Here is a 21,110-nt window from a genome sequence, read left to right as displayed (position 1 = left end):
GGAGCCCTCGCCGTGGGGCGCGCGTCCTCCCGGCAAGCGCGGGTGCGTCGTGGTTGCTCGCGCCGTGGTGGCGCGGCCGTCCGGGCAAGCGCGGGTGCGTCGTGGTTGCTCGCGCCGTTCCCCGCGCCCCTCGCCGGGGCGCTGCCGTCCGCGTAGGCGCGGGTGCGTCGTGGTTGCTCGCGCCGTTCCCCGCGCCCCTCGCCGGGCCGCTGCCTTCCGCATGGGCGCGGGTGCGTCGTGGTTGCTCGCGCCGTTCCCCGCGCCCCTCGCCGGGGCGCGGCCGTCCACGTAGGCACGGGTGCATCGTGGTTGCTCGCGCCGTTCCCCGCGCCCCTCACCGGGGCGCGGCCGTCCGGGCAAGCGCGGGTGCGTCGTGGTTGCTCGCGCCGTTCCCCGCGCCCCTCGCCGGGGCGCTGCCGTCCGCATAGGCGCGGGTGCGTCGTGGGTGCTCGCGCCGTTCCCCGCGGCCCTCGCGGGGGCGTCGGTGGTCCGGGGGGCTGTCCGCGGCCCTGGTCGAGCAGGGGTTTCCCTCCCTCTTGGGGGGAATCGGGTGGCCGGTACAGTAGGTAGGTCGTCATATGCGCGTGCGAGGGGAAGCCGGTGCGAGTCCGGCGCTGATCCCTTCCCCGATCCGTACAGCCGGAATGTCTCGGGCGCATCATGATCGGCTCAGGACCGTCGAGGCATACGGAACCGGAGCCGCCCGGTGCCTGTGCGTGCCGTGCCGCCCGGGTCCCCCGCAGGGAGAGGCACCCGCCCCACCATGAAGATTCGCCGCACCGCCGCGCTCGTCGCCGCGACCGTCGTGATCGGCGCCGTGAGCGCGCAGGCCGCGGTCGCGGACGGCGCCTCTCCCTCCCCCTCGCCGAAGGTCGTCCTGCCGTCCGGTCTCTACGGCACGTCCGACCCCACCTACGACGGCGTGTGGCGGCAGTCGCTCGCCCTCGTCGCGCAGGACACGGTCGGGGTGAAGCCGGCGGAGAAGGCCGTCACGTGGCTCGCGGGCCAGCAGTGCGAGAACGGCGGCTTCGCGGCGTTCCGTGCCCGGCCGGGCACGGCGTGCGACGCCAAGACGACCCTCGACAGCAACAGCACCGCAGCCGCCGTACAGGCCCTGGTCGCGGTCGGCGGCCGGAAGGCCCAGGTCAGCAAGGGCGTCGACTGGCTGAGGAAGAACCAGAACGACGACGGCGGCTGGGGCTACAACCCCGGCGGCGCCAGCGACGCCAACTCCACCTCCGTCGTGCTGGGCGCGCTCGCCGCCGCGGGCGAGAAGCCCGCCGACGTGACGTCGGGTGCCGGCAAGTCCGGCCTGGACGCGCTCGCCTCCCTCGCCCTGCCCTGCTCGGACGACAGGAACGGCGGCGCCCTCGCCTACCAGCCCGACAAGAAGGGCAAGCTGGCGGCGAACGCCGACGCCACCGCGGCGGGTGTCCTCGGCGCGCTCGGCACCGGATTCGCGCCCGGCAAGGGCGAGGCCCCCGACGCGTACACCTGTGAGGACGGCAAGGCGCCCGAGGACCTCGCGCACAACGGCGCGGTCCACCTCCAGAACCAGCTCTCCACCCATCTGTACCTGAAGTCCCAGCTCGCCGGCGCCGAGGACCAGCCCGACTACGGCAACACCGCCGACGCGGTCACCGCCGTCGCCGCGGCCGAGGGCGTCAAGTACACGAAGGACCCGTACGCCTGGCTGGAGAAGAACGCCAAGAGCTGGGCCGCGCAGTCCGGGCCCGCGGCCTACGCCCAGCTCATCTTCGCCGCGCACGCCACCGGCAACGACCCGCGCGACTTCGGCGGCACCGACCTGGTGAGCGCCCTCGGCAAGACCGGCCCGGCGCCCGCCTCCGCACAGTCCGACGACGGCCGGGAGAAGACGGACAAGGACGACAAGAGCGACGGGGGCGGCTTCGGCACCTGGTGGATCGTGGGCGTCATGTTCATCGCCGCCGTCGGCGCCGGATTCCTGATCAGCGGCCGCAAGAAGCAGCAGCCGTGACCCGCGGGGGGACGGCCGGGCTCGTCCTCGGCCTGCTGCTCGCGCTGCTCGCCCTCACGGCCGCCCCGGCGCAGGCCGTCGGCTACCGGTACTGGTCGTTCTGGGAACGGGACGGCGGCTCCTGGACGTACGCCTCGATGGGCCCTTCCGGGACCACCCCGTCCGACGGGGACGTGCAGGGCTTCCGGTTCGCGGTGAGCGCGGACTCCGAGGACGCCGTCCGGCCGCGCGGCACCACCGACTTCGCCGCCATCTGCGCGGGCACCCCGGCGAAGGACGGCGACAAGCGCGTCGCCCTCGTCGTCGACTTCGGCACGGCGGGCGACGCGCCCGGCGGCGAGACCCCGCCGAAGCCCCGCACGGCCTGCGCGCGGGTCGGCGAGGACGCGACCACGGCCGACGCGCTCGCCTCCGTCGCCAAGCCCCTGCGCTACGACAGCAACGCGCTGCTGTGCGCCGTCTCCGGATACCCGCGGTCCGGCTGCGGCGAGCAGGTGACCGAGGACGCCGCGAAGGCCGGGAAGCCGGCGGACGCCGCCGCCCACGAGCCGTCCCGTTCCGGCCCGTCCGTCGGGGTCGTCGCCGGTGTCGCCGTCGTCGCCGCGCTCGGCGTCGGCGCGATCTGGCAGGCCAAGCGCCGCCGCGGCTGACGCGATGACCGGCCGTACGCTACGGGCCCCGCGGGCCCACCGTTCCAACGCCGTGCACCCCGGCGCCTGGTGGATCTGGGCGCTCGGCCTCGGCACCGCGGCGTCGCGCACCACGAACCCGCTGCTGCTGGCCCTGCTCGTCGGCGTCGCCGGGTACGTGGTGGCGGCGCGGCGCACCGAGGCGCCGTGGGCGCGTTCGTACGGGGCGTTCGTGAAGCTGGGGCTCACGGTCATCGGGATCCGTCTGGTCTTCGCGACGGTGCTGGGATCGCCGATCCCGGGGACGCATCTGCTCCTCACGCTGCCCGAGGTGCCGCTGCCGGACTGGGCGCAGGGTGTGCGGATCGGCGGCGAGGTCACCCTTGAGGGGCTGGCCTTCGCCCTCTACGACGGTCTGAAGCTGGCCACGCTCCTGATCTGCGTGGGCGCGGCGAACGCGCTCGCCTCCCCCTCCCGCCTGCTGAAGTCCCTCCCGGGCGCCCTGTACGAGGCGGGTGTCGCGGTGGTCGTGGCGATGACGTTCGCGCCGAACCTGATCGCCGACGTACGCCGGCTGCGCGCGGCCCGGCGGCTGCGGGGCCGCCCGGACAAGGGCATGCGCGGGCTGCTCCAGGTGGGGCTACCGGTCCTTGAGGGCGCCCTGGAGCGTTCGGTGTCGCTCGCGGCGGCGATGGACGCGCGGGGCTACGGCCGCACGGCCCAGGTCCCCGCGGCCGTCCGCCGGGCCACCGCCGCGTTCACCCTGGGCGGTCTGATCGGGGTGTGCGCGGGGACGTACGGGCTGCTCGCCGCGTCCGGCGCGGGCTACGGTCTGCCGCTCCTGCTCGCCGGGGCCGCCTCGGCGCTCGTGGGCCTGTGGCTGGGCGGGCGCCGCTCGGTGCGCACCCGTTACCGGCCCGACGTCTGGGGCGTACGGGCGTGGCTGATCGCGGCGTCGGGGGCGGCGGTCGCCGCGGTCATGATCTGGACGGGCGCGCGGGACCCGGCGGCGCTGCAACCCCAGGTGGTCCCGCTGACGGCCCCCGCCCTGCCGCTGTGGCCCGCGGCGGGTGTCCTGCTCGGTCTGCTCCCCGCCTTCGTGGCCCCCGCCCCGCACCCCTTGCCCGCTCAGCCGCCGGAGGCAGCGCAGTGATCCGCTTCGAGAACGTCTCCGTCCGCTACGACGGCGCCCCGCACCCCACCCTCACCGGTGTCGACCTCACGGTGCCCGAGGGCGAGTTGATGCTTCTCGCGGGCCCGTCCGGGGTCGGCAAGTCGACGTTGCTCGGGGCGGTGAGCGGGCTGGTGCCGCACTTCACCGGGGGGACGCTCACCGGCCGGGTCACGGTCGCGGGCCGTGACACCCGCACGCACAAGCCGCGGGAACTGGCCGATGTCGTCGGCACGGTGGGCCAGGACCCGCTCGCCCACTTCGTCACGGACACCGTGGAGGACGAACTCGCGTACGGCATGGAGTCGTTGGGGCTGACGCCGCCGGTGATGCGGCGCCGGGTCGAGGAGATCCTGGACCTGCTCGGCCTGGCCGCGCTCCGCGACCGGCCGACCTCGACGCTCTCGGGCGGCCAGCAGCAGCGGGTGGCGATCGGTTCGGTCCTCACCACCCACCCGCGGGTCCTGGTCCTGGACGAGCCGACGTCCGCGCTCGACCCGGCCGCCGCGGAGGAGGTCCTCGCCGTCCTCCAGCGCCTGGTCCACGATCTGGGCACCACCGTCCTGCTGGCCGAACACCGTCTGGAGCGCGTCGTCCAGTACGCGGACCAGGTCGCCCTGCTGCCCGCGCCCGGGGAGCCGCTGCGGGTCGGGAAACCGGCTGAGGTGATGGCCGACTCCCCCGTCTGTCCGCCCGTGGTCGGCCTGGGGCGGCTGGCGGGCTGGGACCCGCTGCCCCTGACCGTGCGGGACGCCCGGCGCGCGGCGGCGGACCTGCGGACCCGGCTCGCTCCCCTCGACGAGCCCGCCGCGCCGCACGCCCCCGGGGGCGAGGTGCTCGCCGCCACCCGCGGGCTCGGGGTGCGGCGCGGCCGGGTGGAGGCGCTGCGCCACGTGGACCTCGACCTGGCGAAGGGGGAGATCGTCGCGCTCATGGGACGCAACGGCGCGGGCAAGTCCACGCTCCTCTCCGCCCTGGTCGGGATGGTCGGGCCCAGCACGGGGACGGTGACGGTCGGTGGCGCGCGCCCGCACCGGACGGCGCCCCGCGACCTGCTCCGCAAGGTGGGCCTGGTCCCGCAGGAGCCCAGGGACCTGCTCTGCGCGGACACCGTGGCGGCCGAGTGCGCGGCGGCGGACAAGGACGCGGCGGCACCACCCGGCACCTGCCGGGCCCTGCTCACCAGGCTCCTGCCCGGCATCGCGCAGGACACCCACCCCCGGGACCTCTCCGAGGGCCAGCGCCTCACCCTCGCCCTGGCGATCGTGCTGACGGCGGCCCCTCCCCTGCTGCTCCTGGACGAGCCGACGCGGGGCCTCGACTACGCGGCGAAGTCCCGCCTCGTCACGATCCTGCGCGGCCTGGCCGCCGACGGGCACGCGATCGTCATGGCGACGCACGACGTGGAACTGGCGGCGGAGCTGACGCACCGGGTGGCGATCCTCGCGGACGGCGAGATCGTCGCGGACGGCCCCACCCCCGAGATCGTCACGTCGTCCCCGTCCTTCGCCCCGCAGGTGGCGAAGGTCCTGGCCCCTCAGCGGTGGCTCACGGTCGGCCAGGTCGAACGGGCGCTCGCATGAGGGACCGGACGCGCATCCCTCGGCCGGGCGCGGAGCGCCGGGTGAACCCCGTCCGCCTCGGTCCGCGCTCCGTCGTCGCCCTGCTCCTGGTGAGCGCCGTCGGGGTCGTGGCCATCGGGTGGCCCCTGATCACCGGCCCCGGCTCCCAGGTGAACGCGCACGCGCAGGACGCGCCCTGGCTGTTCGCGGGGCTGCTCGTCCTGCTCGTCGCCGTGGTCGCCGCCACGGTCTCCGAGTCCGGCATGGGCCCCAAGGCGGTGGCGATGCTCGGGGTGCTCGCGGCGGCGGGCGCGGCCCTGCGCCCCATCGGCGCGGGCACGGCCGGGATCGAGCCGATGTTCTTCCTCATGGTGCTCAGCGGCCGGGTCCTCGGCCCGGGGTTCGGGTTCGTCCTGGGTTCGCTCAGCATGTTCGCCTCGGCGCTGCTCACCGGCGGGGTCGGGCCCTGGATGCCGTTCCAGATGCTGTCCATGGGCTGGTTCACGATGGGCGCGGGTCTGCTGCCCGGCCCGCACGCCCTGCGCGGCCTTCCCGAGCGCGCGATGCTCGCCGGGTACGGGTTCCTCGCCGCGTTCGCGTACGGCACGCTCATGAATCTGGCCGGCTGGCCCTTCATGAACGCGCTCGCCTCGTCGGTCGCGTACCAGCCGGACGCCTCGCTCCACGACAATCTGGCCCGCTTCGTCGCGTACTGCCTGGCGACGTCCCTCGGCTGGGACCTGGGCCGGGCGGCGCTCACGCTCGTCCTGACGCTGACGGTCGGCGGCGCCGTCCTGAAGGCGCTGCGCCGCGCCACCCGGAAGGCCGCCTTCGAGGCCCCGGCCGCCTTCGAGCCCGTCCGCCCTGACTAGGACAACCCCGCGAACCATTGCACGACCTCCGGTGCCGCCTCCTTGAGGCTGCCGAAGTGGTCCACCGATCCTTGGTCGAGCACCGGTGCCCGCACCCCCGCCGCCCGCAACCGGGCCGCGCAGCTCCGCGCGTTGCCGATGGGCACATCGGTGTCGCCCGTGGCCGCGTACAGCCGCACCGGGACGTCCGGCTTCCAGGCGCACGCGCCGTCGTTGGCCTTCAGGATCTCCGCCAGTGTTCCGGTCGGGTGCTGCATCCGCGCGTAGAAGCCGGGGGTGAGCAGCTCCCGCAGGGTCGCGGGGAGCGCCTTGAACACGTCCTCCTCGGTGTGGTCGCCGTCGAAGAGTGCCTCGACCCGGTCCGCGTAGGGCGCGCGGAAGACGTCGTGCGGGTCCTTGTAGAGGGGGTGCAGGCGGTTCTGGGCGACGAGGAAGTAGGAGACGTAGAAGATGCCGCTGGCGTCGTTGACGCGGCCGTCGAAGAGGCCGGGGAACTCGACGCCGGGGCCGTCGTAGGGCCCGCTGACCGGGGCGAGGGCGCGCAGCCTGAAGTGCCGGTCGGCGCCGGACTCCAGGGCGTGGCCGAGGGCCATGGCGACCTGGCCGCCCTGGGAGAAGCCGGTCGCGTACACGTCGCCGGTGAGCGGGCGGCCGAGCCGGTCGGCGGCGTGCCGGGCGGCGCGCAGCATGTCGAGCGAGGCGGTCACGGACGAGGCCGTGTCCATGTACGGGTGGGTGCCGGGGCCCTTGCCGAGGCCGAGGTAGTCGGGGGCGGCGACGGCCCTGCCCGCGGAGGCGTTGAGGTAGGAGGGGATGCGTCCGAAGTCGTCGCCGACGGAGGGCGCGTAGCCCCGGTGGACCATCGTGCCGTGGGTGTCGGAGACGAGGTCGGGGCGGTGGGCGCCGCCGGTCGGCAGGGTGAGCAGGCCGGTGGCGGTGGTGGGCCGGCCGGTCGCGTCGGGGGTCCGGTAGGTGAGCCGGTAGGCGGTCACTCCGTGCCGGACGCCGCTCGCGTCCACCTGGCGCTCGGTGAGCCAGCGGGTGACGGCGGCCCGGTCGAGGACGGCGACGCGGGTGACGGAGAGGAGTGTGCCGCGCTGGTCGTGGGCGGCGGGCGCGGAGGCCGCGGCGGGCCGGTCGAGGGCGACGGCGGCGGGGGCGGCGAGTCCTCCGGCGAGAAGCAGGGCGACGGCCGCGGCGACCCCTGTGCGCCGCGCCGAAGTCCCCCTGCGGGTCGGTGAGTTGTACGTGTTTTGGCTCATGCCATGACGCTATGGACCGGGCCGCCGCACCGACATCCGGGCCGCCCCCGGACAGGGGGTGGACACAGGACCACCCGGAGGCCCCGGCTCGCCATAGGGCCTGTCCTAGAGCCGCTGGATGATGGTCCCGGTGGCGAGCGCCCCGCCCGCGCACATGGTGATGAGTGCGAACTCCTTGTCCCTGCGCTCCAGTTCGTGCAGGGCGGTGGTGATGAGGCGGGCTCCGGTGGCGCCCACGGGGTGGCCGAGGGCGATGGCCCCGCCGTTGACGTTGACCTTCTCCAGGTCCTGCTCGAAGACCTGCGCCCAGCTCAGCACGACGGAGGCGAAGGCCTCGTTGATCTCGACGATGTCGATGTCCTTGAGCGACATGCCCGCCTTGCCGAGGACGGCTCGCGTCGCGTCCACGGGTCCGTCCAGGTGGTAGTGCGGGTCGGCGCCGACGAGCGCCTGCGCCACGATCCGCGCCCGGGGCTTGAGTTTCAGCGCCCGCGCCATCCGTTTGGACGCCCACAACAGGGCGGCGGCGCCGTCGGATATCTGGGAGGAGTTGCCGGCGGTGTGGACGGCGGTCGGCATCACGGGTTTCAGGCCCGCGAGGGCTTCCATGGTGGTGTCGCGCAGCCCCTCGTCGCGGTCGACGAGGCGCCACATGCCCTGCCCGGCGGCCTGCTCCTGTTCGGTGGTGGGGACCTGGACGGCGAACGTCTCCCGCTTGAAGCGTTCCTCGGCCCAGGCCGCGGCGGCCCTCTCCTGCGAGATGAGGCCGAGGGAGTCGACGTTCTCCCGGGTCAGCTCCCGCCTGCGGGCGATGCGTTCGGCGGCCTCGAACTGGTTGGGGAGGTCCACATGGGACTCGTCGGGGAACGGTTTGCCCGGGCCGTGCTTGGACCCGGAGCCGAGCGGTACGCGCGACATGGCCTCGACGCCGCAGGAGATCCCCACGTCGATGACGCCGGCCGCGATCATGTTGGCGGTCATGTGCGAGGCCTGCTGCGAGGAGCCGCACTGGCAGTCGACGGTCGTGGCGGCGGTCTCGTAGGGCAGGCCCATGGTGAGCCAGGCGGTGCGTGCGGGGTTCATGGACTGCTCGCCCGCGTGCGTGACCGTGCCGCCGACGATCTGCTCGACGCAGTCCGCGTGGATGCCGGTGCGGCCGAGGAGTTCGCGGTACGTCTCCCCCAGCAGGTACGCGGGATGGAGGTTGGCCAGCGCGCCCCCGCGCTTGCCGATCGGCGTACGTACGGCTTCGACGATGACGGGTTCGGCTGCCATGGCGGTCGTCCTCTCGCGCTTCCCGGACCAGCAGGACCAGAACCGGCTCACGCACCGCACGGGAAACTAGAACGCGTACCAGTTCTCCGTGCAGTGTCGAGGCGATTACCCCGGGTACGCAAGGGGCGTGCAAGCACCGCGCGCGGAACGGACACGCCCGCGACCCTTGCCACTTCTAGAACGCGTTACTACCTTTCGAGCCACAACTGACGGACTGTCAGAACACTCGGGAGTGACCCATGCCGTGCCCCGCGCTGCCCGACGGGTTCGACTTCACCGACCCCGATCTGCTGCAAAGCCGTGTGCCCCACCCGGAGTTCGCCTCGCTCCGGCAGGCCGAACCGGTCCGCTGGATCGCCCAGGAACCCGGCATCTCCGGCTTCGACGACGCGGGCTACTGGGCGGTGACCCGGCACGCCGACGTCAGGTACGTCTCCACCCACCCGGAGCTGTACTCCTCGAACCTCAACACCGCCGTGATCCGCTTCAACTCCTCGATCGAGCGCGACCAGATCGAGGCCCAGAAGATGATCATGCTGAACATGGACCCGCCCGAACACACGCGCGTACGCCAGATCGTGCAGCGCGGCTTCACGCCGCGCGCCATCCGCTCCCTGGAGGACGCCCTGCGCTCGCGCGCCCGTGACATCGTCGCCACCGCCCGGAGCCGGGCCGACGCCGACGGCTCGTTCGACTTCGTCAGCGAGGTGGCCGTCGAACTGCCCCTCCAGGCCATCGCCGAACTCATCGGCATCGCGCAGGACGACCGCTCCCGGGTCTTCGACTGGTCCAACAAGATGGTGGCCTACGACGATCCCGAGTACGCGATCACCGAGGAGATCGGCGCCGAGGCGGCCATGGAGATCGTCGGGTACGCCATGAACCTCGCCGCCGAGCGCAAGCAGTGCCCGGCCAGGGACATCGTCAGCCAGTTGGTGGCCGCGGAGGACGAGGGCAACCTCTCCTCGGACGAGTTCGGCTTCTTCGTGATCCTGCTCGCCGTCGCCGGGAACGAGACGACCCGCAACGCGATCACCCACGGCATGCACGCCTTCCTGACCCACCCCGACCAGTGGGAGCTGTACAAGCGCGACCGCCCCGGCACCACCGCGGAGGAGATCGTGCGCTGGGCGACACCCGTCGTCTCCTTCCAGCGCACCGCCGTCCAGGACACCGAGCTGGGCGGCCGGAAGATCGCCGCGGGCGACCGCGTCGGCCTCTTCTACTCCTCCGCCAACCACGACCCCGAGGCCTTCGAGGACCCCGACACCTTCGACATCACCCGCGACCCCAACCCGCACCTCGGATTCGGCGGCGGCGGACCGCACTTCTGCCTCGGCAAGTCCCTCGCCGTCCTGGAGATCGACCTCATCTTCCAGGCGATCGCCGACGCCATGCCCGGCCTGCGCCTCGCGGGCGAACCGCGCAGGCTGCGCGCGGCCTGGCTCAACGGGGTGAAGGAGCTCCAGGTGACCACGGGCGCCCACCAGTGACCGGTTCCGGTCCCTGAGTGAACATTTCCGTTGCGTCCTGCGTCTTCGTCCGTGGAACATGCCCACGCCCACGACTCGCAACGGAACGGACCGGTACCCGTGGTCACCGTCGACCTGCCCCTGGGACGCAGCCCAGCACGCCGACGCCCCGTCCTGGCCGAGCACCACCGCGTGGCCCTGCTCGCCACCGCGCCCACCCTGCCCCTCTACGTCGTGTGGGCGCTGTTCCTTGCGACCGGGGGCGGGGATCTCGCGGCCCAGCAGGCCTGGGCCAGGTTCGCCGCCGATCACGGCGCGTCGGCGTACAACCTGTTCTGGTACGGCGGCATGCACACCGCCAACTACTCGCTGATCTCGCCGTACCTGATGGCGGAGCTCGGCGTGCGGCCGGTGACGGTGGCATCGGGCCTCGTGGCGGCCTGGCTCGGGGCCGTCCTCGTCGTGCGGACGGGGATCAGCCGTCCGCTGGCCCCGGCCGTCCTGCTCTCCCTGGCGCTGTGGTGCAACGTGGCGTCGGGCCGTACGACGTTCGCGCTCGGTGTCGCGTTCGGGCTCGGCGCCTGCGTGGTGCTGCGCGGCGCGCGCGGACCGGTCGTCGCGCGGACCGGCGCGGCGGTGTGCGGGGCGCTCGCCACGATGGCCTCGCCGGTGGCCGGGCTCTTCCTCGCCGTCCTCGGGGCCGGGTATCTGTGCGCCCGTGACCGGTGGCGGGCGGCGGTGCTGCTCGTGCCGCCCGCACTCGTGGTGGGCACGACGACGCTGCTCTTCCCGTTCAAGGGCGAGCAGTTGATGCCGCTGAACCGGGTCTGGCTGCCGGTCCTGTTCGCGCTGACGCTGGTGGTGGCGGGCCCGCGGCGCTGGCGGGTGGCCCGCTGGGCGGCGGTGGTCTACGGGGCCGGCACCGTCCTCACGTACCTCGTCCCCTCCCCCATCGGCACCAACGTGGAGCGCCTGGCCGAACTCGTCGCGCCCGCCGCCCTGTTGGCGGCGGTCCGCGCGCCGGGGCTCACCCGGCGGAAGGTGGCCGCCCTCGTGACCGCGCTGGTCGTGTCGTCCGCGTGGGTGGTGCAGAAGACGGCCGACGACCTGGTGGTGTCGACACACATACCGACCTGGGCGGCAAAGACCCACGGTGTCGTACGCGAGCTGGAGCGGCTGGGCGCGGACCGTACCCGCGTCGAGGTGATCCCGGCGCGCAACCACCGGGAGGCGACCCGGCTCGCCCCGTACGTGAACATGGCGCGCGGCTGGAACCGGCAGCTCGACATCGAGCGCGGGCGGCTGTTCTACGACGGCACCTTCTCGGCGAGGACGTACCGGGCGTGGCTGGACCGGTGGGCGGTCGGCTTCGTCGTCCTCCCGGAGGGCAAGCCGGACGGGTTCGCCGAACAGGAGGCCGCGCTCGTGCGGTCGGGGCCCGCCTATCTGGAGCGGGTGTGGCGCGACCGCAACTGGCAGGTGTTCCGGGTGCGGGACGCGGTGCCGCTGGTGTCCGCGCCCGCCTCGGTCGTCAGCTCGGACGGGGCGCGGGTCACGGTCCGCTTCCGGCGCGCGGGATCGGCCACGCTGCGGGTCGCGTACTCGCCCTGGCTCAAGTCCGAGGGCGGCTGCCTGACGGTACGCAGACAGGGCGAGTTCACGGAGCTGACGGCGCCCGCGCCCGGCACCTACCGGATCGGCTCCGGCTGGGAGCCCCCGGCGTCACCGGGTGCCTCAGGCGCCGGGTGCCCCGCACGGTGACGATGTCTGCGAAGGGGCCGGGTCCGGGGTGGTGGACGGGGTGGGCGAGGCCGTCGGCGACGCGGAGTCGGACGGGCAGCCGGACGGGGTGCCCGGGTCCGTCGGCTCCCCGCCGGGCGGCGTCTGCGTCGTCGGCGGGTCGGTGGGCGGCGGTGTCGTCGGCGGGTCGGTGGGCGAGGGCGTCGGCGACCCGGAGTCGGAGGGGCCGGGGGTCGGGCTCGGCGCGGCGGTAGGCCTAGGAGGCGTACCGGGGCGGGGGCCGCTCTTCGTCGGGCTGGGCCCGGGGGCGGGCCCGATGACGATGCCGCCGCCACCGCCGCCGGCTTCCTCGTGGCCCACGGGCCGCGTGGCCGGGGTCCTGGAGCCCGCCCCCGGACTGTCCGGGACCACGCCTCGGCCGTCCGGCACGGTGTGCACGCCCTCCCGGTAGAACACCAGCCAGTACAGGACGAGCCGGAGGTAGTCCTGGGAGTAGTTGTAGCTGAGGATCGCCCGCTCCATGCCGCTCGTGGTGCCCAGGTCGCGGTCGCCCGCGCACAGGTAGCGCCCGGCGGCGAGGGCGGCGTCGAAGATGTTGCCGGGGTCGGAGCGGCCGTCGCCGTTGCCGTCGGCGCCCCAGCGGCGCCAGGTCCCCGGCAGGAACTGCATCGGTCCGACGGCCCGGTCGTAGACGGGGTCGCCGTCCCAGGCGCCGCCCTCGGTGTCCCGGATCAGGGCGAAGCCGTCGCCGTTCAGGGCGGGCCCGGTGATGCGGTGGCGGGTCGTGCCGTGCGCGTCGACGTCGCCGCCGCGGGCCTGCCCCGACTCGACCTTGCCGATCGCGGCGAGCAGGTGCCACGGCAGACGGCAGCCGGGGTCGGTGCGGGCCATGGTGGACTCGGCGCGGCGGTAGGCGGCGAGGACGGTCGCCGGGATGCCGGACTGGGCGCCGAGCTGCTGCGCCGGGTACGTCATGTTCGGGATCTGCGGGCTCTCCAGGGGCGGCAGTTCCGTGTGGTACGAGTCGTCGCCCTGGGAGTGGACGCGGGGCAGCGGCCGGGTGGTGGCGGCGACGGGATCACCGGCCGGGACCGCCTTGTCGGTCAACTCCTGGACGACTCCGGGCGCTTGGGACGCGGTCAGCAGCGCGGTCGCGGCGACGGCCACGGCGGTGCCGCGCAGACGGCGGCGCAGTCGGGTACGCGGGGTTCGCATGGGGCCCTTTCTGTCCGTTCGGTCCGGTACGGCTCAGCCGCCGCCGAAGGTGTCGATGGCCGAGATCAGCCAGCGGCCGTCGCGGTGGACGAGGTCGACGGCGAGCATCGCGCCCGCGTAGTTCGCGGCGTCCTTCGCCTTGGCCGCGGTGCTGGTGCTGCTCTGGTCGGCGAAGACGAGGACACGGGCGCGGTCGCCGTCGATCCGCTCGACGGCGCTGTCGGTGACCGTGGTGGTCACCACGGTCTTCTCCTTCTCCGCCTGGGCGAGCACCGGCGCCAGCAGGGTCCGGTGCTGGGCGACGGCCTTGCCGGTGAGGTAGGTGGCGGCGGCCTTCCGCGCCGCCCCGGGGTCGGCGTGGTCGTAGGAGAACAGCGCGTTCACGGCGCGGCCCGCCTGCCCCTTGACCTCGCTGGTGCGGGCGGCGTCGGTGAGGGCGGTGTTGCTCGTGGCCGCGTCGTCCTTCAGGCCGCGCGTCTCGGCGTACGCCCAGCCGGCGAAGGCGCCCAGGAGAAGGGTGAGGAGGCAGAGGACGGCGAGGAGGGCGCGGCCCTCGCGCCGCGGGCGGGGCACGGCGGGCTCGGTGACGCGTGCGGGGGCCGGGGCGGGCCTGGAGGCGGCTGCGGGTGTGGATACGGGTGCGGGTGCGGGTGCCGGTCTTTGCGCCTGGGCCAGGCGGCGTTGCCGGTTGAGGTGGTGGCGGGTCGTCGTCGACATGCCTCGGTCCTTTCCGGTCAGTCGGTGGTCGCGGTGGAGCCGACCGGCGCCTGACCGAGGGCACTGAGTTTCCAGCGGCCGTCGGTGCGGGTGAGCTCGCCGAGCATGCGGCTGTCCTTGTCGGTGGCCTTCTGACCGGAGGCCCGTACGGTGACGCGCAGGGCGACCATGACGCGGGCGCGGCCCGCGCGCTCGTCCAGCTCGGTCACCGCGCCGGACAGGACCTTGGCGGTGCTGACGGTCTTGGCGCCCCGCACCTGCTTGGTGAACTCCGCGCGTCCCTTGACGAGTTGGCTGTGCAGGTCACCGGTGGTGGAGGTCTCCCAGAGATCGAGACCCGGCTCCAGCCTCCGGTGGTCGAGGGTGTTGAGGTTCTGCACGGCCTGCTCCCCCGCCTCCAGGGCGTCGTCGCGGGTGGCGGCGTACGCGGCGGTGGAGTCGTGGGCGGCCCCGTACCAGGACCAGCCGGCCCACACGGCGATACCGCCCGCGAGGAGGGTGAGCGCCAGCGCGGCGAGGAGCAGCGGCTGCGTGAGCCGGGACATGCGCGCCCCTTTCAGTGAGGTGATGCGGCGGTCATCGGGCCTTGATGTCGACGATCCGCCAGACGTCGTCGTGCAACCGGGCGGTGACGGAGAGCTGGGCGGCGGAGGTCGTGGGCTTCTTCGCGCCGGGCCGTCGCGCGGTCTGGTCGAGGAAGACGAGCAGATGCGCCGTGTCGCCGCGCAGGCTGACGGTGCCGACGCGTACGGCCTGGGTGGTGAGGGTGACGTGCTGGCTGCGGACGTTCTTCCTTACCTGGGCGAAGAGCCGGGTGTACTGCCGTGCGGCCTGCCCCGACAGGACGGTGCGGGCCGACCGCTCGGTGGCGTCGGTGCCGTCCGGCGTGTACGAGAACACCTTGGCGAGGGCGCTGCTCACGTCCCCGTTGAGCCGGGTGGTCGCCTCGGCGTCCGTCAGCGCGTGGTTCGCGGCGGCGGGTGCGTGGCGCAGCTCGTGGGCCTCGTGGAGGAACACGCCGCCGGTGACGCCCAGGAGGACGGCGCCCGCCGCGAGCCAGGTCCCGCCGCGCCGCGCCCACCGGAAGCGCGCCGGTGCGGCACCAGGCTCCTCGGCGCTCTCCGTCTCCGCGGCCCGCGGCACCTCTTCCGTCACCTGGGTCATCCGGTCACCTCCGACACCGGTACCGCGTTGAGCGCCTTCACCTTCCACGTGCCGTCGGCGGCCCGGACCAGGGCCGCTTCCAGGCGTTTGCGGTCCGTCGACGGCGATCCCACGCCCTTCGGGGTCGTCTCCACGCGGACCGTGGCGATGAGCTTGGCCGTACCGGACCGGTCGTCGAGCGCGGTGACCGCCGCGTCCGTGACGACGCCGCGCGCGGACGCCCCCGCGGCCGGGGTGAGCCCCCCGAGCCGGGTGCGGAGCGGGCCCGAGGTGACGGTCTTCCACGTGCTCACCCCGGCCCGGGCGCGCGCCGCCGTCGACGCGTCCAGGGAGGTCAGTGTCGCGACGGCCGCGCGTCCTTCGGTGAGCGCCGCGTCCCGCGCCCGCCCGTACGCGAGGTCGTCGTCGCCCCGCGCCTGCGCGTACGACCAGGCCCCCGTCCCGCACAGGGCGAGCGCCGCGGTGAGCCCCGCCCCCGCGAGGGCCCGGCGCAGGGCGGTCCGGCGCCTCATGAACCGTCCCCCGTACGGGAGTCGACGCCGAGGAGGTCCGACATGCCGGATGCCGAGGACGCCGCCCCCGACTCCGGGACCGAGGGCAGCGACAGCGCCCCGGGCCGGGCCGGTTCCGGGACCGGGCCGCCCCGCGGCGCGTGCGCCGAGCCGCGTACACCGATGCCGCTCGACGCCGGTGCCGTGCAGTGCGCGCCGGTGTTGAGGGCGGGCGCCGGGCTGAGGTCCGTACCGAGGCGGTACTGCGTACCGGAGTATCCGGCCGTGCAGGGCAGGGGCTTGAAGAAGGTGACCGCCATGCCGAGGTTGACCTTCTTTCCGTCGACGGCCGTGGCCCCCGCGGCGACGGCCTGCGGGAGTTTCACGAGAAGTTCCTCGGTGCCGCGCTGGCGGGTGACGGCGACCTCGGAGGTGGTGAGGAGGTTGGCGAGGACGACGCCGAGCTCCGGGTTCATGTCCCGCAGGACGCCGCTGAGCTGGGTGGCGGCCTCCGGCGCCGTCATGACGAGGCGGCGCAGGTCCGTGTCGGAGTCCTTCAGGGTCGCCGCGAGGTCCTTCGCCCCGGACGCGAAGTCCTTGATCGCCTGGCCCTCCTCGGCCTGGGTGCGCAGCACGATCTCGCCGTCGGTGATGAGTTTCGTGGTGCGGGGCAGGGCCCGGTCGGCGGCCTGGACGAACTCGGAGCCGTTGTCCATGAGGATCTGGAGGTCCTGGCCGCGCCCCTCGAAGGCCTTGCCGAACTCGTCGACCACCGTGCGCAGCGAGTCGAGCGGCACCGACGTCGTCAGGTCGTCGACGCTCGCGAGGACGTCGGTGACCGGCCGCGGGACGCTCGTGGCGGTCGGGTCGATGCGGGCCCCGTCGGCGAGGTAGGGGCCGCCCGTGCGGTCGGGGCGCAGGTCGATGTACTGCTCGCCGACCGCCGACAGGCTCGCCACGACGGCCTTGGCGTCGTCGGGGATGCGGGGCGCGGACTTTTTGATGCGCAAGGAGGCCTCGACCCCCTCCGGGGTGAGTCCGATGTCGCCGACGCGTCCGACCGAGACGCCCCGGTAGGTGACGTCCGAGTGGGTGAACAGCCCTCCTGTGCGCGGGAGTTGGACCTTGACCGTGTAATAGTCGGCGGCTCCCACGTACCGGCCGAGGTCGGCGTAGCGGATGCCGAGGAAGGCGAGGACGAGGACGGCGATGACGAGGAAGGCGAGGTTCTTGAGCCGGACGGCGAGGGTGATCACCGGGTACCTCCGCTCGACGGCAGGGGCAGCAGTGACGGCTTGCGCGCGCTGCCCTTCTTCTTCGCGGTTCCGTCCTGCGCGGTCGCGGAGGGGGTCGGTGACGGGGAGGGTGAGGCCTCGGTCAGCGGTGGGATCAGGGTCGTACCGGGCGCGGCCGTGAGGTCGAGGTACGCGTTGAGGTAGTCGCCCTTGATGCCGCGCAGCACCTCGTCGGTGAACGGGTAGGTGAGCAGCACCTGGAGCGAGTCGGGGAGGTCCTTGCCGGAGTCGGCGAGGGCTTTGACCGTGGGCGCGATCGCCTTGAGGTCGGCGACCATGTCGGCCTTGCCGGTGTCGATGGTGTCGACGGCGACGTCCTTGAGCCGGTCGAGGGAGCGCAGCATCGTCATCAGCGAACCGCGTTGGTCCTTCAGGGTCTTGAGGCCGGGCGAGAGGTCGGTCAGCACGGTCCCGACGTCCTCCTTGCGGTGCGCGAGGGTGGCGGAGAGGCGGTTGACGCCGTCGAGTGCGGCGGTGATGTCCCCGCGGTGGTCGTCGAGGTCGGTGACGAGGGTGTCGACGCGGCGCAGGGTGGAGCGGACCTCGCTCTCGCGTCCGCCGAGTGCGGAGTTGAGTTCGGTGGTGATGGTCTTGAGCTGGTTGACGCCGCCGCCGTTGAGCAGCAGCGACAGGGCGCCGAAGACCTCTTCGACCTCGGAGTTGCGGCCGGTGCGGGTCAGCGGGATGCGGCCTCCGTCGCCCAGTGACCCGGTGCCGTCCTTCGGCGGGACGAGCTGGACGTACTTCTCGCCGAGCAGGCTGGACTGTTCGAGCCGGGCGCCGGTGGCGGCCGGCAGGTGCACGTCGCCGTTGAGCCGCATGGTCACGCGCGCGTTCCAACTGCCCTTGCCGGGCAGGGAGATGTCGGTGACGCGGCCCACGGCGACGTCGTTGACCTTGACCGCGGACTGCGGGACGAGGCTCAGGACGTCCTTCATGTCGGCGGTGATCGTGTACGGGTGCGAGCCGAGGTCGGCGCCGCCGGGCAGCGGCAGGTCCTCGACGCCGCCGAACGACGGGGTCGGCACGGTGATGACGCCGAGGGTCAGCAGGAAGGCCGTCGTGATGGCGAGCGCGCCCGCGGCCGCCGCGCCCGCGCGGACTCCGACGCGTGTCACCGGTCACCGCCGACCGCGGGCAGGGGCAGGAGCGGGCCGCCCATGCTCAGCTCGTTGAGGTCGGCCCGGCCCTGCAAGGAGCGGGTCTTCGGGTCGTACGCGCCCACGACGTTGCCCGCGGCGAGCGGCGCGACGTCCAGGGCCTCGGCCAGCGAGGCCCGTTGGTCGACGAGGGTCTGGGTGAGGGGCACCAGCCGTGCGACGTTCTTCTTCAGCTCGCCCCGGTTGTCCTCGATGAACGTCTTGACCTGGCCGAGGGCGGCGCCGAGTTCCTTGAGGGCTCCGGCGAGGTCGTCCTTGTTGTCGGCGAAGTAGCTCGTGACGTCGTCGAGGTTCTCCTGCGCGGTGCGCACCCCGCTGTCCTTCTCCTTCAGCATCGTGGTGAAGGACTGGAGCCTGCTGAGGGTGGTGAACAGGTCGTCGCTGCTGCCGTTGAGGGTCCTCGCGGCCTTGCCGAACTGCTCGATGCTGTCGCCCATCGCCGTCCCGTTGCCCTTGAGGTTCTTCGCGCCGGTGTCGAGCAGCCCGGACAGGGCGCCCTCGGCATTGGCGCCGCCGGGCCCGAGCGCCTTGCTCAGCTCGGTGACGCTGTCGTAGAGCTGGTCGATCTCGACGGGGGTGCGGTTGCGGGACGCGGGCAGTGTCGCCCCGTCGCGCAGGGCGGGGCCCGCCGTGTAGGCGGGGGTGAGCTGGACGTAGCGGTCGGCGACGACACTCGGGGCGACGGCGACCGCCCGCGCCCCGGCCGGCACCTTCACCCCGTCGTCGATGTCGAGGGTCACCCGCACCCGCGTACCCTCGGGCCGCACGGAGTCGACCCGGCCCACCCGCACGCCGAGGACGCGCAGGTCGGACCCGGCGTAGATGCCGACGGCCCGGTCGAAGTAGGCGGTGACGCGGGTGCCGCCGGAGTCGGTGGCGCGGGCGCCGACGACCCCGGCGGCGATCAGCAGGGCGAGCGCGGTGGCGCCCACGAGGAGCTTGCGGCGCGCGGTCATCGTCGCCATGTCAGTCACCGGCCTTCACGTCGTACGTCCCGTTCTTCGGCGGCATGCAGGAGGTCTTGGGCAGGGAGGACGCGGGCAGGTAGGTGCGGGGCACGACGCCGCACAGGTAGCTGTCGAACCAGCGGCCGTTGCCGAGGGTGTTGCCGATGAGCCGGTAGTAGGGGCCGACGAGCGCGAGGGTCTTGTCGAGCTTGCCCTGGTTCTTCTCCAGGACGTCGGTGACCCGGCCGAGGGCCTTGAGGGTCGGTTCGAGCTGCTTCTCGTTGTCGTCGACGAGCCCGCCGAGTTCCCGGCCGAGCGCCTCGCTGCCGCTGAGCAGCGCCTTGATGGCGGTGCGCCGCTTCTTCAGTTCGCCGAGCAGGGAGCCGCCGTCCTCGATGAGCGTCTCGAAGCTCGACTTCTTCGTCTGGAGCGTCTTCGTCAGCTTCTTGCTGCCCGCGAGGAGCTGCGCGAGTTCGGTGTCGCGGGACGACACGGTCCTCGACAGGGCGGACAGGCCCTTCACGGCCGCTCTCACGTCGGGCGGTGAGTCCTTGAAGGTGTCGGAGATCGTCTCGAAGCTCGCGGCGAGCTGCTTGGTGTCGAGGTCGTCGATGGTGCCGCTGAGGTCCTCGAAGGCCTGGGTGACGTCGTAGGGCGAGGTGGTGCGCGTCACCGGGATACGGGTGCCCGGGTTCTGCCGGGCGCCGCCGACCGGGTCGAGGGCGACGTACTTCTCGCCGAGCAGCGTCTTGATGGCGATGGCGGCGGTCGTCCGGTCGCCGATCCACGTACTGTCGTCCTCGACCTCGAAGGAGACCTTCACCTTGTCGCCGTCGAGGGCGACGCCCGTGACCTCGCCGACCTTCACACCGGCGATCCGTACCTCGTCGCCGTCGCCGAGCCCGGCGGCCTCGGTGAAGTCGGCGGTGTACGTGGTGCCGCCACCGACGACGGGCAGGCTGTCCGCGTTGACCGCGGCGAGCCCGAGGAGCGCGAGCACCACCAGGCCGACGAGGGCGACGGCGACGGGGTTGCGCTCCTTGACGGGCTTGAGCCGGGGCCTTCGCAGGGCCGGGGTCCGCATCACTGGCACCTCGTTTCGGTGACGGTGATGCCGGTGGGCGGCTTCGAGCCGTCGGACATCTTCACGCCGCCGACCTTCGCCTCGCAGAGGTACAGGTTGAACCAGGACCCGTACGAGGACAGGCGGGACAGGGCGGTCAGCTTGGCGGGGGTCTTGTCGAGGAAGTTCTGGATCTGCGGGATGCCGTCGCCGAGGGAGGTGGACAGGCGGCCCAGTTGGTGGATGTCGTCCTTGAGGGGTTTGCGGGTGTCCTTGAGGAATCCGGCGGTGACGGTCGTGAGGTCGCCCATCGCCTCGACGGCGTCGCCGAGCGGTTCGCGGTCCTCGTTGAAGCCTGAGACGAGTTCCTGGAGGGTGGTGACGAGGTCGTCGAACTGGTCCTCGCGGTCGTTGATGGTGGTCAGGACGTCCGTGAGGTTGCCGACGACCTCGCCGATCACCTTGTCCTTGGCGGCGACGGTCGTCGAGAGCGAGCCGACGTGCTCGATGAGGCTGTCGACGGTGCCGCCCTCGCCCTGGAGGACCTTCACGATGGACCCGGCGAGATCGTTGACGTCGCGCGGGGACAGGCCCTCGAACAGCGGCTTGAACCCGTTGAAGAGGAGGGTCAGGTCGAGGGCGGGCGTGGTGCGGTCGAGCGGGATGGTGGCGCCGGGGGTGAGTTCCCCGGTCCCGGTGCCGGTGCCGCGCTCCAGGGACACGTACCGCTGGCCGACCATGTTGAGGTACTTCACGGCGGCCGTGGTGGTGGGCGGCAGGCGCCGGTCGTGGCCGACGGTGAAGGTGACCTGGGCGGTGCGCCGGTCGACGACGCGCACATCGGTGACCTCGCCGACCTTGACGCCCGAGATCCGTACGCCGTCGCCGTCGACGAGCCCGGTGACATCGGTGAACAGCGCCTTGTACGTGGTCGCGTCGGTCCCCACCCCGGTATTGGCGATGCTCAGGCCGAGCACGGTGGTGGCCAGCGCGGTGACGACGACGAAGATCAGGGACTTGACGAGCGGCCCGGCGAGCGACTTCCGCCTGATGTGCTTGAACTCCTTTCGCTCCAC

General features: G+C 73.3%; 18 protein-coding genes and 1 pseudogene. 7 read left to right on the top strand and 12 right to left on the bottom strand.

The window, feature by feature from the left end:
• Window positions 1-763 precede the first annotated feature (763 nt).
• From ACIRF8_RS05745 to ACIRF8_RS05725, 5 genes are read left to right on the top strand one after another with little or no spacing between them, the layout of a single operon-like run.
• The gene (locus tag ACIRF8_RS05745; protein ID WP_404211182.1) at window positions 764-1,999 is read left to right on the top strand and encodes a prenyltransferase/squalene oxidase repeat-containing protein; all 1,236 of its coding nucleotides are present in this window, start codon (window positions 764-766) and stop codon (window positions 1,997-1,999) included.
• Window positions 1,996-2,649 carry an SCO2322 family protein gene (locus ACIRF8_RS05740; RefSeq protein WP_404211180.1) on the top strand — a complete coding sequence of 218 codons (654 nt, stop codon included), beginning with the start codon at window positions 1,996-1,998 and terminating at the stop codon, window positions 2,647-2,649. The genes ACIRF8_RS05745 and ACIRF8_RS05740 overlap by 4 nt, the downstream gene beginning before the upstream one ends.
• A gap of 4 nt (window positions 2,650-2,653) precedes the next feature.
• Window positions 2,654-3,781 carry a CbiQ family ECF transporter T component gene (locus tag ACIRF8_RS05735; RefSeq protein WP_404211178.1) on the top strand — a complete coding sequence of 376 codons (1,128 nt, stop codon included), beginning with the start codon at window positions 2,654-2,656 and terminating at the stop codon, window positions 3,779-3,781.
• On the top strand, window positions 3,778-5,382 hold the full coding sequence (locus tag ACIRF8_RS05730; protein ID WP_404211176.1) for an ABC transporter ATP-binding protein: 1,605 nt from the start codon (window positions 3,778-3,780) through the stop codon (window positions 5,380-5,382). Before ACIRF8_RS05735 ends, ACIRF8_RS05730 begins: the two co-directional genes overlap by 4 nt.
• A complete protein-coding gene (locus ACIRF8_RS05725; RefSeq protein WP_404211174.1) occupies window positions 5,379-6,233 on the top strand; it encodes an ECF transporter S component in 855 nt (284 codons plus the stop codon). Before ACIRF8_RS05730 ends, ACIRF8_RS05725 begins: the two co-directional genes overlap by 4 nt.
• Here ACIRF8_RS05725 and ACIRF8_RS05720 read toward each other — a convergent pair.
• The gene (locus tag ACIRF8_RS05720) at window positions 6,230-7,495 is read right to left on the bottom strand and encodes an alpha/beta hydrolase family protein (RefSeq protein WP_404211172.1); all 1,266 of its coding nucleotides are present in this window, start codon (window positions 7,493-7,495) and stop codon (window positions 6,230-6,232) included. The genes ACIRF8_RS05725 and ACIRF8_RS05720 overlap by 4 nt on opposite strands.
• Window positions 7,496-7,600: 105 nt before the next feature.
• On the bottom strand, window positions 7,601-8,770 hold the full coding sequence (locus ACIRF8_RS05715; protein WP_404211170.1) for a steroid 3-ketoacyl-CoA thiolase: 1,170 nt from the start codon (window positions 8,768-8,770) through the stop codon (window positions 7,601-7,603).
• A gap of 239 nt (window positions 8,771-9,009) precedes the next feature.
• Between ACIRF8_RS05715 and ACIRF8_RS05710 the strand changes: the two genes are divergently transcribed.
• Entirely contained in the window at window positions 9,010-10,263 is a 1,254-nt protein-coding gene (locus ACIRF8_RS05710) for a cytochrome P450 (RefSeq protein WP_404211168.1), read from the top strand.
• A gap of 99 nt (window positions 10,264-10,362) precedes the next feature.
• The gene (locus ACIRF8_RS05705; RefSeq protein ID WP_404211166.1) at window positions 10,363-12,003 is read left to right on the top strand and encodes a hypothetical protein; all 1,641 of its coding nucleotides are present in this window, start codon (window positions 10,363-10,365) and stop codon (window positions 12,001-12,003) included.
• Here ACIRF8_RS05705 and ACIRF8_RS05700 read toward each other — a convergent pair.
• The 10 genes and pseudogenes from ACIRF8_RS05700 to ACIRF8_RS05655 all read right to left on the bottom strand — a co-directional run bounded on the left by ACIRF8_RS05700 (window position 11,977) and on the right by ACIRF8_RS05655 (window position 21,110).
• The gene (locus tag ACIRF8_RS05700) at window positions 11,977-13,197 is read right to left on the bottom strand and encodes a lytic transglycosylase domain-containing protein (RefSeq protein ID WP_404211164.1); all 1,221 of its coding nucleotides are present in this window, start codon (window positions 13,195-13,197) and stop codon (window positions 11,977-11,979) included. The genes ACIRF8_RS05705 and ACIRF8_RS05700 overlap by 27 nt on opposite strands.
• A gap of 33 nt (window positions 13,198-13,230) precedes the next feature.
• Window positions 13,231-13,914, bottom strand: a complete 684-nt coding sequence (locus tag ACIRF8_RS05695; protein WP_404211162.1) for a hypothetical protein — start codon at window positions 13,912-13,914, stop codon at window positions 13,231-13,233.
• A 17-nt stretch (window positions 13,915-13,931) separates the two neighbouring features.
• Window positions 13,932-14,459, bottom strand: coding sequence for a nuclear transport factor 2 family protein (locus ACIRF8_RS05690; RefSeq protein WP_404211160.1), 528 nt, complete (start codon window positions 14,457-14,459; stop codon window positions 13,932-13,934).
• A gap of 31 nt (window positions 14,460-14,490) precedes the next feature.
• On the bottom strand, window positions 14,491-15,078 hold the full coding sequence (locus ACIRF8_RS05685; RefSeq protein WP_404211158.1) for a hypothetical protein: 588 nt from the start codon (window positions 15,076-15,078) through the stop codon (window positions 14,491-14,493).
• Window positions 15,075-15,572, bottom strand: coding sequence for a hypothetical protein (locus ACIRF8_RS05680; protein ID WP_404212297.1), 498 nt, complete (start codon window positions 15,570-15,572; stop codon window positions 15,075-15,077). Before ACIRF8_RS05680 ends, ACIRF8_RS05685 begins: the two co-directional genes overlap by 4 nt.
• Before the next feature lie 14 nt (window positions 15,573-15,586).
• Complete coding sequence (locus ACIRF8_RS05675) at window positions 15,587-16,825, bottom strand: MCE family protein (protein ID WP_404211156.1); 1,239 nt, start codon at window positions 16,823-16,825, stop codon at window positions 15,587-15,589.
• A gap of 5 nt (window positions 16,826-16,830) precedes the next feature.
• Window positions 16,831-17,982: pseudogene (locus ACIRF8_RS05670) on the bottom strand (MCE family protein); the annotation flags it as partial.
• Window positions 17,979-18,980 carry an MCE family protein gene (locus ACIRF8_RS05665; protein WP_404212296.1) on the bottom strand — a complete coding sequence of 334 codons (1,002 nt, stop codon included), beginning with the start codon at window positions 18,978-18,980 and terminating at the stop codon, window positions 17,979-17,981. The gene ACIRF8_RS05665 and the pseudogene ACIRF8_RS05670, both read right to left, overlap by 4 nt.
• A gap of 10 nt (window positions 18,981-18,990) precedes the next feature.
• Complete coding sequence (locus tag ACIRF8_RS05660; RefSeq protein WP_404211155.1) at window positions 18,991-20,055, bottom strand: MCE family protein; 1,065 nt, start codon at window positions 20,053-20,055, stop codon at window positions 18,991-18,993.
• A complete protein-coding gene (locus tag ACIRF8_RS05655; protein WP_404212295.1) occupies window positions 20,055-21,110 on the bottom strand; it encodes an MCE family protein in 1,056 nt (351 codons plus the stop codon). The genes ACIRF8_RS05660 and ACIRF8_RS05655 overlap by 1 nt, the downstream gene beginning before the upstream one ends.

Origin of the sequence: Streptomyces sp. NPDC102406 (assembly GCF_044765725.1) — a bacterium.
Taxonomy (GTDB): Bacteria; Actinomycetota; Actinomycetes; order Streptomycetales; family Streptomycetaceae; genus Streptomyces.
Note: the sequence above shows the minus strand (reverse complement) of the source record. Positions and strands in the feature narration are given on the sequence as shown.

Coding starts and splice junctions, on each gene's coding strand:
- ACIRF8_RS05715 (WP_404211170.1), bottom strand. CDS start 8,770: ATGGCAGCCGAACCCGTCATCGTCGAAGCCGTACGTACGCCGATCGGC.
- ACIRF8_RS05745 (WP_404211182.1), top strand. CDS start 764: ATGAAGATTCGCCGCACCGCCGCGCTCGTCGCCGCGACCGTCGTGATC.
- ACIRF8_RS05665 (WP_404212296.1), bottom strand. CDS start 18,980: ATGACCGCGCGCCGCAAGCTCCTCGTGGGCGCCACCGCGCTCGCCCTG.
- ACIRF8_RS05710 (WP_404211168.1), top strand. CDS start 9,010: ATGCCGTGCCCCGCGCTGCCCGACGGGTTCGACTTCACCGACCCCGAT.
- ACIRF8_RS05695 (WP_404211162.1), bottom strand. CDS start 13,914: ATGTCGACGACGACCCGCCACCACCTCAACCGGCAACGCCGCCTGGCC.
- ACIRF8_RS05690 (WP_404211160.1), bottom strand. CDS start 14,459: ATGTCCCGGCTCACGCAGCCGCTGCTCCTCGCCGCGCTGGCGCTCACC.
- ACIRF8_RS05660 (WP_404211155.1), bottom strand. CDS start 20,055: ATGCGGACCCCGGCCCTGCGAAGGCCCCGGCTCAAGCCCGTCAAGGAG.
- ACIRF8_RS05700 (WP_404211164.1), bottom strand. CDS start 13,197: ATGCGAACCCCGCGTACCCGACTGCGCCGCCGTCTGCGCGGCACCGCC.
- ACIRF8_RS05720 (WP_404211172.1), bottom strand. CDS start 7,495: ATGAGCCAAAACACGTACAACTCACCGACCCGCAGGGGGACTTCGGCG.
- ACIRF8_RS05685 (WP_404211158.1), bottom strand. CDS start 15,078: ATGACCCAGGTGACGGAAGAGGTGCCGCGGGCCGCGGAGACGGAGAGC.
- ACIRF8_RS05725 (WP_404211174.1), top strand. CDS start 5,379: ATGAGGGACCGGACGCGCATCCCTCGGCCGGGCGCGGAGCGCCGGGTG.
- ACIRF8_RS05735 (WP_404211178.1), top strand. CDS start 2,654: ATGACCGGCCGTACGCTACGGGCCCCGCGGGCCCACCGTTCCAACGCC.